Here is a 14,872-nt window from a genome sequence, read left to right on the forward strand (position 1 = left end):
GTGCTGCCGGACGACACCCGGCCGTGGAGCCCGGGTGCGCGGCGACGCTGTCGCCGGAGAGGACGAACGGTGAACGAGACATGACCAACCTCTTATCACGGCGGGCGGAGACAGGTCCAACCCGCGATCCCGCCCGACACGCCGAAGGTGTCATCCGCCCGGTCCGCAGCTCCGAATCAGATTCCGTAGGTCGTCCCTTCGGAATGAGGTAGCCAATGGGCAAGCACGCTGCGGGCACACACAACCGGCCCGCCGCTGGACACCGCAGTTTCGCCTTGCGTCCCGCAACCGTTCTACTCAGCGGGGCGGTCTGCGCGGCGGTGGTGGGAACCACGCCCGCCGCTGCCGACGACCGCCCGGTCGTCGCGCCGGTCGGGCAGTTCCCGGTCGTCCCGGGCGCGGCGGAGGCGCCTGCGCACGGCTTCAGCCCGTTCGGCGCCATCGACTTCGGTGCGCTCCCGCGCGTCCCGGCCGCTCTCGACCAGGCGCAGGCGAACGCCGGAGCATCGATCCCGGAGCTGGATCGGTCGGTCCTGACAGCCATGGGCATGGCGCCGGTCGCGGTGGCGCCCGCGCCCGCCGCCACCCCGATCGCCGAGCCAGAGCCTCCCGCACCGCCGATGCCGCTGCCCGACAACCGGGTTCGTATCGGCAGCGTCCAGGTGGACCGCCCCGATTTCGTGCCGCCCGACATCGCGGCCCAGATCAACGACGGCGCACTCGCCGCGGAGACAGGGCTGTCCGACACCCTCGACATGACCGGCATGGACCCCGCGCGCTCCGATGTGGTGGCCGAGAAGATGATCGGCAACGCGGCCATCGGCGCGATGGTCGGCAACACCGTGTCCTCCCCCATCTCCAGTGCGGGTGCGATGGTCGGCGCCATGGCCGGGTTCATCGCGGGCATCCCGTTCCTGCCCGCGGGCCTGGTGGTGATGCCGGTGGTCGGCGCGGTCATGGGTTACGCGTTCGTCGCCGCCCCGGCCGTGGCCGCGGGTGCGCTCATCGGTGGCGCCGTCGGCGCGATCGAGGGCTCGATGGTCCCCCTCGAATCCGACCTTCCCGCACCGCCGGCCGCCTGATCCTCGCCGCGCGGACCGAGTCGGGCTCCGGTACTCGCCGGGGCCCGGCTCGTCGTCGCGCATCCATTCGGCCTGCCGCTCCGAATCCCCTTCCGTAGGTCCTCCCTTCGGAATGAGGTAGCCAATGGCCACATCCAACAGGCCCGACGCTCCACACCGCACATTCGCCCTGCGCGCCGCGACGGCCCTGGTGGCCGGTGCGGTGTGCGCGGCGGTGGCCGGGACGGCACCCGCCGCCGCCGACGACCAGCAGTTCACCGCGCCGGTCGGGCAACTCCCCACCCAGCTCACCGAGGCACTCGGCCTGGGGCCGAACCCGCTCGCCGGCTTCGGATTCGGCGCACCGACACCGGCACTGCCGCCCCGGGTCGATCTCGGGCCACCGCCCCCCGCGCCGGATCTCGTCCAGCTGGTCACCTCGGCGCTGGGGATCGCGCCGGTTCCCGCGCCGGCGGCGGTTGTCCCACCGCCCGCTCCGGTCCAGGCCACACCGCTCGTCGCGCCGGTGGCGCCCGCCGTCGACGCACCGGCGACGGCGGAGCAGATCCGTATCGGCAGAGTCGAACTCGGCCGCCCCGGCATCATCACCCCTGAGCAGGCCGCCGAGATCAACGGGGGTGCGGCCGGTTTCGAGAACGCGCTCTCGGATGTGCTGGACAGCACCGGCATGGACCCGCGGCGTTCGGATGTGATCGCCGAGTACGTGATCGGCGATGCGGCGATGGGCGCGGTCATCGGCGGCGTGGCGATCGCCCCGGTCGCGAGTCTGGCCGCCGTCGCGGGCGGCATGGTCGGGTTCCTCTTCGGAATCCCCTTCCTGCCCACCGGTCTGGTCATCGGCCCGGCGGTCGGCGCGGCCATGGGCTACGCCTTCGGCACCGGTCCCGGCGTCGTCACCGGCGCGGTCATCGGTGCGGCCGTGGGCGCGATGGAGGGCTCGCAGGTTCCCCTCGATCCCGCACCGCCCGCCGCCTGACCCACGCCCCTCACACCAGCACCACACCGCCGGGCACCCGGGCGGCCAGGGTCGCCGTCCGGCCGGGCAGCCCGGGCGGAAGTTCCCGCACGCCCTGCACGGCAGCACGATCAGGTTGCCGACGCGGGCGCGACCTACCGGCAACCGATTCCGCTGTTGCTCGACGAATACGACGGCCTGGGCACGGATATCCCCGCGGTGTTCGCACCTCCGCCGAGCAGATCGAGCAGTCGGGGTGGATCGACCGGAAACGCCGACGCCCGGCGACACACGGAGCGTCACCGGGCGTGGGCGGTAGCGGTCAGCTCTCGACGGCCACCGGTTCGACCATCCGGCCGAATTCCAGCTTCACGAGCCGGTCCGCGCAATCGAAGTACCGGTCGTCGTGGGTGATCACGACGACCGTCTTGCCGCGCCGTTTGAGCCCGACGAGGATCTCCTTGTAGAATACCTCGCGGAACTTCGGTTCCTGGTCGGCGGCCCACTCGTCGAAGACGTAGATCGGGCGGTCCTCGAGCAGCGCGGTCAGCAGCGCCAAGCGCTTGCGCTGTCCCTGGGACAGCGCGATGGTGGTCAGCGTGCCGTCGCGGACGTCGACCTTGTCGTCGAGCCGAAGTTCCCGCAGGTACCGACGGACCTCGTCGTCGATGCCCGGCTGGTCGAACCCGAGATAGTCCTCGAACAGATGGAAATCGGTGAAGATCGCCGAGCTGTTCTGCCGGAACCATTCGATGTTCTGATGGTCGATCGCCTCGCCGTTGATCGAGACGGTGCCGGTGCGCGGCACGTACAGGCCGGTGATCAGCTTGGCCAGCGTCGATTTGCCGCTGCCGTTGCCGCCGACCACGAAGGTGATCTCACCGGGCTCGAACACCAGGTCCAGCGGGCCGAGCGTGAACCCGCCGTCCTCGCCGGGCGGACCTCCGGGCGGCGGCCCCAGCGGAACGGGCTTGCCGTCCATGCCGGCGTGACTGACCTTGCGCTTGCCGTTGACATCGGGCGCGCCCTGGCGCGGACCGCCCCCGTGACCGGGCGGCGGCAGCGGCGGATGCCCGCCTCCGGGATGGCCGTGCGGACCGGGCGGACCGGGCGGCATCGCCGAGGGCACGTCCTCGCGGTAGTGATAGCTCACCCCGGACAGCTCCAGCCGGGCCGACTCGACGGCGGGCCGCTGCGCGTAGGGCAGCTGGTCCTCGTCGTGCAGGGTCTCCAGCGAGAAGTTCATCGCCCGGATCTTGGCCAGCGCCACGTCGCCGCGCAGCAGATCGGGGATGCGGTGCATGAAGTTCTGCATCGGCATCGCCAGGAAGGTCGTCACCAGGATGTAGCCGACCATCACCTCGCGTGGCATCTCCATCGCCTTGGCCACGCCGAACAGGATCAGCGCCATGGTGCCCAGCTGCAGCAGCTGCCCGAGGCTCTGTGCCACCGAGAACTTCGAGCCCGCGTCCACATTCTGCGCCCGCAGTTGTCCCGCGGTGCCGAGCAGATGCCGGTCCATGAAGTCACGCCGCCTGCCGCGGTGCAGCTTGAGCTCCTTGATGCCCAGAGTGACCGCCTGGAAGGAGCGCAGCAGCGCGTCCTCGTTCTCCCGCGCCGCGTGGTAGATGCGGCGCACACGGCCGAGGAAGACCTCGACGCAGGCGACGCCGATCAGCGTTCCCGCGATGGTGATCGCGAAGATCGGCCCGGAGACGGTGGCCAGGTAGACGAAGCAGCCGATGATGGTCGCGACGTCGATGCAGATCGCGGGGATCGCGGTCACCGCCTGCGACAGCGAGCGCACGTCCTCGGTCAGCGTGGCGACCAGCCGGTGCATGCCGAGCCGTTCCAGATGCTCGAGCGGCGCCGCGACCACGCTCGAACTCAGGTCCGAGCGCAACCGGAAGATGGCGTCCTGCGCCAGGCGGATCAGCATTACCTGCGAGAGCAGGCCGCTGATCAGGACCACCGCGATGGTGAGCAGGAACTGCTCGACGGTGGCCCGCGGATGCGGGGTGGGCGAGACCACCGCGTTGATCAGAGTGACCAGATAGGTGTTGGCCGCGCCGCAGACCAGGCCGGTGACGATCACCGCGGCGATGCGCGTCCAGGAGATCGAGACCAGGAATTTGATGAGTTGCATGATCAGGTGCTCTCTCGAGAGAAGCGATGGGTCGCGAGATCAGCGACGGATGATGTCGAAGACCAGACCTTCGAGCGTGACCCCGGGCGCGAAGGAGAAGGCCACACCGGTCGAGATGGACTCGCCCACCGTGGACTGCCGGATCATCTGTTCCAGCACGAAGATCAGGGAAACCGACAGCATGTTGCCGTAGCGGGCCAGCACATCCCAGCTGGGCGCGGCCTGATCGGGATCGAGTCCGAGCGAACGCACCGATTCCTCGATGATCTTCGGACCGCCCGGATGGATCGCCCACAGGTCGACGTCGGCCTTGGTCAGTCCGTTGCGCGCCAGCACGCCCCGCACCACCGGATCGACGCCGCGGTAGATGTACTGCGGCAGGTTCTCCGACAGTTCGCAGGTGATGCCGTTGTGGTTGACCCCGAGCACGATGCCGTCCTCGGCGCCGGCGAACAGGTGGCTGAAGCTGTCGCGCACCACGATCCTGCCCGGCGCCAGCGGCTGCCTGGCCTGGCGCGCGCCGACCACCACCGCGCCGCATCCGTCGCCGAAGAGGCTGTGGATGATGACATCGTTGACGTCGTCGGCGAACACGGCGTTCACCGAGCTCAGCTCCAGGCAGACGACCAGCGCCTTCTTGTCCGGATGGGCCCGCACGTAGTCGGTCGCGGTGCGGATGCCGTTCATCGCGGCCGCGCACCCCATGAAGTTGACCACGATCCGCCCGACGGTCGGCGAGAGCCCGAGTCCGGTGAGCACCGCGACATCGACGCCGGGCGCGATGAACCCGGTGCTGGTGACGAACACCAACTGCCCGATCTCCTCGGCCGCCGCGCCCGAATCGGCCAGCGCGCGAGCTGCCACGTCGACCGCGAGCGGTGCGGCGTGCCGGTAATACAGGTTCATCCGGTCCCGCAGATTGCCCGGCTTCCTGCTGAATTCGAGGAATTCCGGGTCGGTCGGGTCGACGGCCATGCGGCGGGTGTCGATCCTGGTCTTGTCGTAGATGCGGGCGATACGGGCCTGCTGCCGGGGATCGGAGAACAACCCGGCGACCTGTTCGGCCGCCCCGGCCTGATCGACACTGCGCTCGGGCGAGCCGGTCGCGATGCCCTCGATGACGCCGATGGTGACCGGCGGTGACGGCGGCATCGAGGAGTGCTCCCTCGGAGTGCGCTCGGTCTCGGGCGCGATGCGGTGGCGGGGCTCGGTGGCGGGGCGGGCGCCGCCCTGGTCGACGGTGATGGACATGGTCTTTCTTCCCTTCGAGGAATGTGGTGGTCGGCGGCGCGGCCTCCGGTGGTGATCGGTGCGGTCAGCGGGATCGGGTCAGACGGTCCCGATTCCGGTGAAGCCCTGGACCGTGTAGGTCGCGCAGGTCTTCAGCGCCGTCGGTGAAAGGTGTTCGCGTACGAAGCCCCAGTTCTTTTCCTCGGCCTCCCGGGAGGGAGCCAACAGGTAGGTGCTTATCTGCTTCGGGAAGCGATCGGTGAAAAAGCTCTTGGCGGGCAGCCATTCGACGCCGAACTCCGCGGATTCCTCACGCAGGATGTCTTCGGTGGCGATATTGGCGAAGCCGCTGCGCTGGTAGGGCAGCACATGGTGGACACGGTGCGAGCTCAGGCCCGCGGCGAGGAAGCAGTCGACGTAGCGGTTGCCGATGACTTTCAGGTCGTAGGCCTGCTCGATCTGGTTGATCGCCCAGTCCTCGGTATCGGACTCGGGCAGCGCATCGGTCTCGACCTCGAAGTCGTGGCTGGCCACCACCAGGAAGGTGCTGATCCACAAGGTGATGACGAACTGTAGTGCCCAGGCCAAGAAGTCGCCCGCCACGGTGAAGACGATCAGCTCGCCGAGCAGCAGCGCGCGCATGCCGAACGAGCCGATGAAATGCGGGAGCGCGCCGCGCATACTGCCGTACATCTCCTTGACGCCCACCTTGCGGGTGAGCCGGACGACATCGAGCAACCGGATCGTCATACCGGTGACGGTGTGACCGAACTTGTGCAGCGTGTGGATCGGCACCCGGTACAACCTCGGCACCTGCATCATCATCGTGAAGACGTTCTTCTTGATGTCGACTTCACTCTGGGTGTGCGGGTGGTGCAGCAGCGCGTGACCGTCCGCGGTGACGAAAGCCAGTGCGACATAGTTGATGTCGAAGGCATTCGTATAGATCTTGTTCATGCCCTTCTGGGCCCGGTGGATGGCGTAGTGCCCGAATCCGGCCAGCGAGCTGCGCAACAGCACCATGGCCAGCACGAACACCGGCAGCGGCAGCCAGGCCGGCTCGGCCAGGCGCACGCCCTGCACCGCGAAGTACGCGATGGCCAGCACGATCACCACGATGTCGAAGATCCGGTCCATCCGCTTCATGCGGGCGGCGACCTCGGGGTCCTTCAACCGTGCCTTGACCTTGTGCAGCAGGTCGTTCTTGTTGTCGAAGCGGTACTTCGGGGTGTCACGCCAGCTGTCGAAGCCTTCCTTGAACAGGAAGTCCGGCGCGTTGGCCTTGGGGTGGATGTCCTCGGGCCTGGCGTCGCGATCGAGCGAGTAGCGCGCCAGCATGCGCTCGATGCGCTCGGGATCCTTGTGGTAGGAACCGATGATCGAGGTGATGTCGCGATTCTTGGTGCGCCCGATGAAGAACTCGCCGCCGGGATGCTTGGAGATCCACTCCGACAGGTCGTAGGCTTTGCCGTTGTACACCCAGACGTTCGAGACAGGCGGCGGGCCGGGCGGGGCGGGGGGTCGACGGAAGTCCCGCTCCTCGACCTCCGGGCGGTCACTTGTCGTCATGTCAATCCTCCGTGTCCGAACGGCGTTTCCTGGTGCCGATCAGGTCGCCGGCGCTGTCGTCGAGAGTGAATGCTTCCCGCGGCGCCTTGTACTTCACTGAACAATCTCTTAAGCGGTCGCCGAGGCGCCCGCGCGAGGCGGGGCGAGAGGCGGACCGGCATCGCCGGACCTCGTTGCGCGGCGGACGGAATCGCCGTGCCCGGCGATGTCGCGACAATGGCAGCGCCGCGGACCGGCCTCCCCGCCGGCCTGCGATTCCGTTGTCGGAGTGTATTTTTCGCGTACCCCCACCGCCCTGCCGGAGCAGGGACGGCGGGTCAGATGAAAGCGCTGGGAACGCAGCCGGTCCGGAAACGCGAGCGGCTGTGCCGTCTCACGCTCCGGACCGGGTGTCCTGTCGCCTGCCCGGCGTCAGCTCGCGGGCTTGATGACGTTGACCGGCTCCGCCCACTTGGACAGGGTCACCTCGACGGTGCCACCGTCCTTGTCGACGACGGCGCGCACCAGGTTCGGGCCGTCACCGGTGGAGGCGGCGTCCGACGGGCGGGTCGATTCCGAACCGGCGTCGCTCGGCGGCGGCACGTCGGCGATCCACAGCGTGATCGGCATGGTGCCCGCACCCTCGCCCAGACGCGGCACGACCGGGTCGATGACCGAGCCGTCGATGGTGCCGGTGACCTTGACGACGGCGATGCCCTCGACGGTCTCGCGGCCCTCGGCCTTCGGGTTCTTCACCTGCGCGATGACATTGGCCAAGCCCTTGTCCTTGTCCAGGATCACGCCCGGATCGTAGACCTGCTCGGCCGGCCCGACGGGCGCGTAGCTGGAGCTGTTGACCGCGGTGTAGAGCGTCTTGTCGATCACGATGAACTTCGTGTCGATGAACGGCTCCTCGGGCTTGGTCCTGACCTTGGCCTCCCCCATGGCCTGGCCCGCGCCTTGCGGCTGGTTGGTCACGTCCGCGGAGACGCTTTCCACCGGCAGATTCGGCACATCGGTCACCTGGATGTCGAGATGCACCGACTGCAGGGTCTGGGTGGTCCGCGAGGACTCCTGGATGATCTGCGCGGCGTCGGGCAGCGGCCCGGTCACCGGCGCGGCGGTGGTGTCGCCGCCGTCGTCGGACGACGAGCAGCCCGCCACCAGCGCCGCGATCAGCGATGCCGCCAGCAGCGCGGGCGCGGCACCGCTCAGCCGCGAGCGGCGGGATCGCTTGTTGCGCAGGGCAGAGCCCCGCATGGTCTTGTCGGTCACGTGTACCCCCGGAGAGTTTCCGTGGCGCCGGCGTGTTCCGGCGCCTGTGTACGAGGCAGCGACGCTGCCCCGCACAGAGTATGCAAGCACATCGGAGTACGCGCGAGTGATCGGGCAGAACCTTTTCCGGCAAGGGTCTTGCGGCCACTGTCCGCGGGCACGGCCGGGGACAGGGACTGGTGTCAGGGCGATCACCCCTCGTCCATGATCGCCCTGACACGACCCGCATGATGAACAGCGGCGCCCACCATATCAGTGGCGGCTCGCTGCGAAGCGCTGTTCGCCGCGGCGCCGGGAGCGTGCCAGCGCGCGGCCACCGAGGACGGTGCTGACCAGCCCCAACACCACGGCGATAGCGGCACCGACAATCCCGTTGCCGGTACCCGGCCCGCCGTCGGCGGTGGCGGCGAACAGCCCGCCGAGGACCACGCCGGCCGTTCCCGCTACCAGGGCCACCACAGCGGCTCTCGTCCTCGCGACGGTCCCGATACGCCCACCGGAGCGGGTCAGCGCCGGCCCGCCGCTGATCACGCCGATCAGTCCCACCAGCGCGGTCAGCGTGGGCCCGACTCGCCCGGAGGTCATGCCGGTGACAGCGGCGTCGGGCTGGACCGCGGCATCGGCACCGCAGGCACAGCGAGCGCGATACCGGCGAGCGGGGCGACGGCCACCGTGGTGAGCTGGAAAACTCGACCCATCCGATACTGCGGGGCGACCGGCCATCGAACATCGTGCGGCTGAAGACAATTCCGCTACCGCCGATGCGGTAGCCGACCATCCGGACAATGCGGCGCGCCCACGGAACTTCGACGTGCCCGCCGTCGCATTCCTGTTCGCGGTGTATGCCGCCGTGCGGGCCGGTCATCGCGTCGTCGCGGTGGCGGGGTCGGCGATCGTGGTGGCCTCGCTACCGCTCGCGGTCCTGGTGTCGGTACGCGACACGGGTGAGGCGTTCGCGCAGGCCTCACCGATGTGGCGGACCTGGTGGAACGGGCCCGTGCGTCCGGCCTGGACGCGACGCTGACCATCGAAGGACGGCACCGGGATCTGCCTGTCGCGGTGGATCGGACCGGCTACCGGATCGTCCAGGAGTCACTGAACAACATCGCCCGGCGGCGTTCGCGACTATTGCGTCCGCTGTCGGTAGCGGCGTTCGGCGTAGGCCAGGTCGTCGCGCCACAGCCGGGCCGCGGCGCGGGTCATCATCGGCCGCAGGAAGCGGGTGGCGTGGTGGGCGCGGGCGAAGCCGGGTCGGGTGGAGTCGGCGATGACCGCCTCGATGACAGCGGTGCGTGGTTGTCCGTCTGGTCCGGGGCCGAGTGGTGTGGCGTGGGTTTCGACGACGCTGCCGGATCCTTCGCCGTCGACGATGCGCATGGTGACGGTCCGGGGCTCCGGGCTGGTGAACTCGGCTCGCACGGGAACGCCGAGCCATCGGCCGACTCGGAAGGTGACCGCGACGAGGAACCGGTCCTCGGATTCGGTCGCGTCCTGGTGCAGGGGTGGGGTTTCGAGTACTTCGAGGTGAGTGAAGGAGTAAGGGTGAAACCAGGCGCCGTGCCAGGGGTCGAGCCGGTTGGCGACGATGTCGGCGGGTTCGCACACACCGCTGACGGTCGCTACCGCGGAGATGGCGCGGTGCGCGGGCGGGCGGGCGCCGATCACGGGTGTGTCGAGGGGGCTGCCGTCGTCGACGGGGTCGAGGCGGACCCAGGCCAGGACGCCGTCGTCGTGGCAGGGTAGCGGTGTCCAGCCGGGTGCGCCGCCGCGGTCCAGGCGCAGTCCGTGCCATCGGCACACGAGGGCGCCGCAGTCGATGTGTGCTTGCGCCATCGGTGCCCCCAGGTGTGGGCACGCTCCCGGACCCACGGCGAGTCGCTGTCGCCGGTCGCGCCACGCGACGAGTTCGGTTCCGGCGACAGTGAATCCGAACGGCCGATCGGTGCGGATGTCTCGGCTGGCCGCGAAGACATACCAGTTTCCGGATGGGCGTCGTTGGGCACGTTCGAGTGCGGCGGAGATGATGGCGGGTTTCGCGGCGCGGTAGGTCGGTTGCTGGTCGGTCCAGCGGCCGGGATCGAGGGGTTGCAGCGGCCATCGGCCGGGCCACCGCCGAGACAGGATGTTGTTCATCGGGGGTCCTCAACTCGCGCGGGCGCCGATCCGTAGCGGGTGGCGAGTCGGCGGAGTAGGGCGTTGCGGCCGCTGGTCGGCACGGTGTGCAGGTCGTGACCGGGTAGTCCCCATCGGGTGAGCAAGGTGTTCGCCGCTGTCCACCCGGTGGTGGCGGCGCGTTCCATCAAGGCGACGGGCAGGTCGATGCGGATGCCGTCGCCGGCCAGCACGAGCTGGTCGTGTGGTGTGCGGACAGGGGGCCGGTGCGCGTGGTCGCCTGCTCCGAACAGAGGGCAGTCCTGGTTCCATTGCAGGTGTTCACCGAGGATCTCGGCGTCGGCGGTTTCCGGGTAGAGGCGGTTCAACCGAGCGAGTAGCCGGGCGCGGATATCGTGCTCCTGGGCCGGCGTGAGCTGCTGGGGCAGGGCGTAGGCGTGGAGTTCCAGCACGGCGCCGCCGTGGCGATCGGCCCACGTGCGGGCTTGTTGCTCGTAGTGGTTCACCACACTGATGTTGTCGAGCGGGGAGAGCCCTCCGGTAGCCAGGAACGCCGGGCGATGCGGCGCGACCGGTGTGTTCAGCCAGATCCGGTACACCAGAAACGGTGGCGCGCTGCGTAACCGCCCGACCGATGCGCGCCAGGCGTCGTCGCCGAGTTGTGGTGAGTGCTCGACGATGCGACGCAGACCGGCGACATCGGTGGCGATGACCACAGCGTCGGCGGCGATAGCGCGACCGTCTCGTTCGTACACCCGGAAGGTGCGGTCGCCACCGGGTTCCACGGCGGTGACCGTGATGTCGGTGCGGATCTGGACGTCGCGCGATGCGAGATAGTCGCGCAGCGGCGACCACAAGGCGGTGTCGTAATTCGAGGTGGGGACGTCGAACAGCAGCCCTTCGCTGGAGCCGAGGAAGTAGATGTGGAACATGGTCGCCAGCTCGGCCGCCGACAGCTGGGTCGGTGGCGCGAAGAAGCTGCGGGAGAACACGTCGAAGGCAAGATGGCGAGCGGTCGCGGGGAAGTTGATCCGCTGCAGGAAGGTTTCGGCGTCGAGGTGGTCGAGCTGATCGTAGATCGCGGGCACGGACACCGCCGCGAGCGGCGCCGCGGCGCGCGCATCGACGCGGCGCAAGTCCGCCAGCGGGAAGGTGTGGCTGCGGGCGGCGAACGCGAGGGCGTTCCATGGCGGGGTCCGCGGCAGGCCTCGGAAGGTGTCGCGTCGTCCGTGCCCGTCGATGAGGGGGTAGTCGTCGATTGCTACGAGTCGGCGCAGCTCCGGATCGGTGCGGCGCAGTAGTGCGCGCAGATTGTAGTACTGGCGGAAGAAGGCGTGGAATCCACGGTTGACCGCGATCGCGGTGCCGTCGGGCAAGGTGTCGGTCCAGCCGCCCGCCCGGCCGCCGAGATGAGGTCGGCGCTCGATGATTTCCACCGCGATGCCACGTTCGGCGAGCCCCGTCGCCGCGGTGAGCCCGGCGATGCCTGCGCCGACGACCACGACGCGTGGGCGGTTGCCGGGGCGGCTGGGTCCGGAGGCCGGTGGGGCGCGATGGTGGACGACACGTCGGTCGCGGCCGGGGCGGTCACGCATTACGGTGTCCCTTCTGTTTCCGCGCCGGGGCGCGGCACGGTCGCCGTCAGGGTGTGCACGATGCCGTGCTGCCACCCGGGCACCGTCGTCGCCCGGATCGCGGTGAAACCGTTGTCACGCAACCGCGCCCGGAGCTGGGGCACGCTGTCGAACGAATTCACGCTGCGACGCAGATGCCGGTACAGGGTGGCCTCGCCGGTGAGCAGCGCGCCGGCCGGAATGATCACGGCGCCGCATACCGCGTTCCAGACCAGACGGGCCGGCAGTGATCCGCGCACGGAGTATTCGTGCACCGCGAGCGGGGCACCGGGATGCAGCAGCGCCGCGAACGCGCGCAGTTGCGCGTCGGGGTCGGCGAGGTTGCGGAGCAGGTATGCGGCGAAGATGCCGTCGAAACGGCCGGTGTCCGCCACGTCGAGGTCTTCGATGCGGGTGTGGTGGAACCGCACGGTCGCGGGCCAGGTTTTCGCTCGTGCGCGAGCGAGCATCTGCGCCGATCCGTCGACGGCGAGAATCTCGGCGTCCGGGGCGACCGACAGCAGCGCCGCGGTCGAGGCGCCGGTACCGCAGCCGGCGTCGAGCAGCCGGAGTCCGGCGCCGTTCCCGGGTAGCCGCATACGTCGCGCGGACAGGCGTAAATGCTTGTGATAGCCCGGGTTGAATCCGACGAGCCGGTCGTAGTCGGCGGCGCCGTTGTCGAATGTGGCCGGCACCTGGTCCCGTGGAAGTCCGGTCGGGCCGAGTCGGGCGCGACTCACGACGCCACCTGGCGGCCGAGGCGGTGTCGGTTCCGGCCGCGGTGTTCCCGGAACAGCAGCTCTTCGATCGGCACCTCCCGCGGCAGGAGCCGGCCGGTGCGCCGGCGCGGACTGGAACTCCACACATCGGCGGCGATCGCGATCGCGTCCACACCAGCAGTATGCCCGCGACCGGCAACACACTGCGGAAAAGACGCGCCGGCGGGGGCGCGCCTTTGCCACGAGCCTGCGAGCCGGACAAACAAAAATGGCCCTACTCTCCCCAGCGCCATAAAGGTCACCGGTTCGAGTAGGACCACTCTTGTGGAGCTAAGGGGAATCGAACCCCTGACCTTCTCGATGCGAACGAGACGCGCTACCAACTGCGCTATAGCCCCGTGCGGCTCCTGCGAACCGCGCTGTGACACTGTATCAGGCGGGCGGTCCGGATACCGAATCGCCCGCCTGATCTGCGGTCATTCGCCCGCGGCCTGCCTGCGCGAGTCGGCACCGGTCCGTCGGCGCAGGGCACGGGCGGTGGCCGGGTCGAATGCTTCGAGGTGCTCGAAGAGGGGATCCTCGTCGTCCACGTCGAGCAGGGACGAGCGGCGGCGCAGGGCGCGCGCGGTGGCGCGGTCCATGCCGCCGGTGGCGATCCTGACCCGTTCTTCGGCACTGAGTTCGTGCTCGTCGAACTCGTCGTCCTCGGATTCGCGGTGACGGCGGCCGAGACGCGCGGCGCGACGTCTGCGGATCTCCTCCTCCATCCGCACCTGCTTGCGCAGGTAGGCGAGGTAGGCGCCGAGCACGAGGATCGACAGACCGCTGCCCCACCAGAACATCGGGCTGATGATCAGTCCGAGTGCGCCGGTCATGAGGGCGGTCAGCATGAGCGCGAGCACGGCGCGCTGACGGAAGGTGTAGCGAGCGGCACGGGCGATCGCGTCGGCTTCCGGGTCGTAACCGCCTCGGCCCCGCCGGGTCGGCACGAATTCCGGCTCCGCGTCGCCGGATTCGTAATCGCCGACCTCGTTGCCGGAGGTTACGGAGCCGGAGGTTTCGGAGCCGGGAGTTTCGTGGCCGGGAGTTTCGTGGCCGGAGGTTTCGGGGCCGGGGGGCTCGGAGTCGCTGTCCGCGTCGTTGTCGACGTCACCCGAACCGGAATTGCGGCGCCCGGATTTCCGGCGGTCCGAGCCACGACGTTCAGCGCGACGACGACCCGAGCCGGGTCGATCGGAGGCGCGCTGATCGGCGTCGGTCTCCTCGTCGGTGTCGTAATCGGCGTCGCGGTAATCGTCGGACTCGCCGTAGCCGGGGTCGGGCGCCCGCACGGGCGCCGTGGAGCGCGCCGGTGGAATTCGAGCGGTGATCTGTCGCGTCTCGGCCCATTCGGTCCGGAGCTCACGCTCGGCTTTCCCGTCGAGGCCGTCGGTCTCGACCTCCGTGTTCTCGATATCGCCCGCGTCCTCGATATCGCCGGTGACTTCGAGATCACCGGCGTTCGCGGCGATATCGGAGGCGGCCCGGTCGGCGGACTCCGCGGTATCGCCGGCGTCGAGATCGGAGGCGGCGGCGGTTCGGTTGGAGCCGCCGCGACGGATGGTGCGCTCGCGGCGCGGGCCGTGATCGCCGTCGTCGATATCGGCAGGGACGTGCTCCCAGCCCTCGTCGGACGAATCCGTGTCGCGCGGTGGAGCGTCGGCGCGGGCGGAGCGGGACGACGCGACCCGTTTGCCGCGCCGGTCGTCGGTGGCCTCGTCGAGGAATTCGGCGAGGTCGTCGGAAACTTTCTCGTCGGCCGGTATGGTCATCCGGTCCTCCGCATCATCGCTGTGGAAACGCTTTCTCCGCACTCGGTTCGGTCGATAGCGCAGCCGCCGTTTGGAACCGCCGCGATGCAACACCCTGGTCGCGAGCGCGGCGTCGGTCGTCTGCCGGATTCTGGGGTGCCGGTCGGCGAGAATCGGGAAGAGGACGAAGACCCAGAGCACGACCAAGCCGATCCACAGGATCGAATTCGGCATCAGGCCGTCACCTCCGTCCCCACCAGTTCAATCCTTTCGGGCTGTCCGTTCAGCAGTGGCGTCGCTCGCGAACGGCACACCTCCGACGTCGGTAGGTTAATTCGCGCGGAGGCGGTGATCCGGCAGGCGCGCCGTGCACATCGGCCACACCTGTCACAATGCCACCAC

At 69.2% G+C, this 14,872-nt stretch carries 13 protein-coding genes and 1 tRNA gene; 3 read left to right on the forward strand and 11 right to left on the reverse strand.

The genetic code is table 11. The features are described from left to right. The first annotated feature begins 215 nt into the window (after positions 1 to 215). A complete protein-coding gene (locus tag NS3_RS02765; RefSeq protein WP_157101133.1) occupies positions 216 to 1,082 on the forward strand; it encodes a hypothetical protein in 867 nt (288 codons plus the stop codon). Between the two features lie 124 nt (positions 1,083 to 1,206). After that, positions 1,207 to 2,058 (forward strand): hypothetical protein, encoded by an 852-nt coding sequence (locus NS3_RS02770; RefSeq protein WP_067852993.1) that lies wholly within the window; start codon positions 1,207 to 1,209, stop codon positions 2,056 to 2,058. Between the two features lie 301 nt (positions 2,059 to 2,359). Here NS3_RS02770 and NS3_RS02775 read toward each other — a convergent pair whose 3' ends face one another. The 5 genes from NS3_RS02775 to NS3_RS02795 all read right to left on the reverse strand — a co-directional run bounded on the left by NS3_RS02775 (position 2,360) and on the right by NS3_RS02795 (position 8,821). Then, entirely contained in the window at positions 2,360 to 4,183 is a 1,824-nt protein-coding gene (locus tag NS3_RS02775; RefSeq protein ID WP_067852996.1) for an ATP-binding cassette domain-containing protein, read from the reverse strand. A 39-nt stretch (positions 4,184 to 4,222) separates the two neighbouring features. Further along, on the reverse strand, positions 4,223 to 5,434 hold the full coding sequence (locus NS3_RS02780; protein WP_067852999.1) for a type III polyketide synthase: 1,212 nt from the start codon (positions 5,432 to 5,434) through the stop codon (positions 4,223 to 4,225). Between the two features lie 78 nt (positions 5,435 to 5,512). Next, positions 5,513 to 6,982, reverse strand: coding sequence for a fatty acid desaturase (locus NS3_RS02785; protein ID WP_067853000.1), 1,470 nt, complete (start codon positions 6,980 to 6,982; stop codon positions 5,513 to 5,515). 411 nt (positions 6,983 to 7,393) lie between these two features. Continuing rightward, positions 7,394 to 8,221: an LppX_LprAFG lipoprotein gene (locus tag NS3_RS02790; protein ID WP_084495008.1), complete on the reverse strand. Its 828-nt coding sequence runs from the start codon at positions 8,219 to 8,221 to the stop codon at positions 7,394 to 7,396. Positions 8,222 to 8,488: 267 nt separating this feature from the next. Continuing rightward, on the reverse strand, positions 8,489 to 8,821 hold the full coding sequence (locus NS3_RS02795; protein ID WP_218018182.1) for a DUF6223 family protein: 333 nt from the start codon (positions 8,819 to 8,821) through the stop codon (positions 8,489 to 8,491). Between the two features lie 226 nt (positions 8,822 to 9,047). Between NS3_RS02795 and NS3_RS02800 the strand changes: the two genes are divergently transcribed. After that, positions 9,048 to 9,260: a hypothetical protein gene (locus NS3_RS02800; RefSeq protein WP_067853002.1), complete on the forward strand. Its 213-nt coding sequence runs from the start codon at positions 9,048 to 9,050 to the stop codon at positions 9,258 to 9,260. Between the two features lie 101 nt (positions 9,261 to 9,361). On the opposite strand, the gene NS3_RS02805 is transcribed toward NS3_RS02800, so the two are convergent. The 6 genes from NS3_RS02805 to sepX all read right to left on the reverse strand — a co-directional run bounded on the left by NS3_RS02805 (position 9,362) and on the right by sepX (position 14,704). Then, the gene (locus NS3_RS02805) at positions 9,362 to 10,369 is read right to left on the reverse strand and encodes a DUF5914 domain-containing protein (protein ID WP_067853003.1); all 1,008 of its coding nucleotides are present in this window, start codon (positions 10,367 to 10,369) and stop codon (positions 9,362 to 9,364) included. Beyond that, on the reverse strand, positions 10,366 to 11,943 hold the full coding sequence (locus tag NS3_RS02810) for an FAD-dependent oxidoreductase (RefSeq protein ID WP_067853005.1): 1,578 nt from the start codon (positions 11,941 to 11,943) through the stop codon (positions 10,366 to 10,368). The genes NS3_RS02805 and NS3_RS02810 overlap by 4 nt, the downstream gene beginning before the upstream one ends. Next, on the reverse strand, positions 11,943 to 12,701 hold the full coding sequence (locus NS3_RS02815; RefSeq protein WP_067853009.1) for a class I SAM-dependent methyltransferase: 759 nt from the start codon (positions 12,699 to 12,701) through the stop codon (positions 11,943 to 11,945). Before NS3_RS02815 ends, NS3_RS02810 begins: the two co-directional genes overlap by 1 nt. After that, complete coding sequence (locus tag NS3_RS28825; protein WP_157101134.1) at positions 12,698 to 12,853, reverse strand: hypothetical protein; 156 nt, start codon at positions 12,851 to 12,853, stop codon at positions 12,698 to 12,700. Before NS3_RS28825 ends, NS3_RS02815 begins: the two co-directional genes overlap by 4 nt. Positions 12,854 to 13,005: 152 nt before the next feature. Continuing rightward, positions 13,006 to 13,078, reverse strand: a tRNA-Ala gene (locus tag NS3_RS02820). 78 nt (positions 13,079 to 13,156) lie between these two features. Continuing rightward, positions 13,157 to 14,704, reverse strand: a complete 1,548-nt coding sequence (gene sepX / locus NS3_RS02825) for a divisome protein SepX/GlpR (protein ID WP_067853019.1) — start codon at positions 14,702 to 14,704, stop codon at positions 13,157 to 13,159. Positions 14,705 to 14,872 lie beyond the last annotated feature (168 nt).

The organism is Nocardia shimofusensis NBRC 100134 (genome assembly GCF_001613125.1).
In the GTDB taxonomy this organism is placed as follows: Bacteria; Actinomycetota; Actinomycetes; order Mycobacteriales; family Mycobacteriaceae; genus Nocardia; species Nocardia shimofusensis.